Genomic DNA, 500 nt, shown 5'->3' on the forward strand with positions numbered 1-500 from the left:
CAACCAGCAGCAGGATGATGGCCAGGCTGGCCAGGGCCAGGTACAGCAGGATATGGCTGCCGGAGAAATCGTTCATCGGGCTTTGGCGGTGTGATGGCTTGGTGGCTAATGAATTGGAACTTCATCGGGATGAAATCGCTTGTACAGGATTCTGTATTGAAGGAAAAACAAGGTATTGAAAAGCCGCAATGTTTTTCGCTTCATCCGGATCGCCCGCCGACAAGGCATCGGCAGACGCAAGCCCGCTTCTGTCATGCAGCCGGTATGCAGGCGATACCGTCCAGCGCTTGGCAGCCAGCCGGACTTACGACACGTCGTACTGCGCGCACCATTGCGCCAGCCCGGCGGGCGACAGCGGCTTGCTGAACCAGTATCCCTGGGCCTGATCGCAGTGCTGCTGCTTCAGGTAATCGGCGGTCTGCGCCGACTCCACGCCTTCGGCCACCACTTCCAGCTTCAGGCTGTGGCCAAGGGCGATGATGGCCTCGGTGACGGTGCGG

The 500-nt window shown here is 59.6% G+C and carries 1 protein-coding gene; it reads right to left on the reverse strand.

Annotation, left to right across the window (positions count from 1 at the left end; translation table 11 throughout):
• Window positions 1-304 precede the first annotated feature (304 nt).
• The coding region (locus tag JK635_RS22055; protein ID WP_202656090.1) for an EAL domain-containing protein at window positions 305-500 on the reverse strand (196 nt) is incomplete at its 5' end.

Origin of the sequence: Neobacillus paridis (assembly GCF_016765675.1) — a bacterium.
In the GTDB taxonomy this organism is placed as follows: domain Bacteria; phylum Bacillota; class Bacilli; order Bacillales; family Cytobacillaceae; genus Neobacillus; species Neobacillus paridis.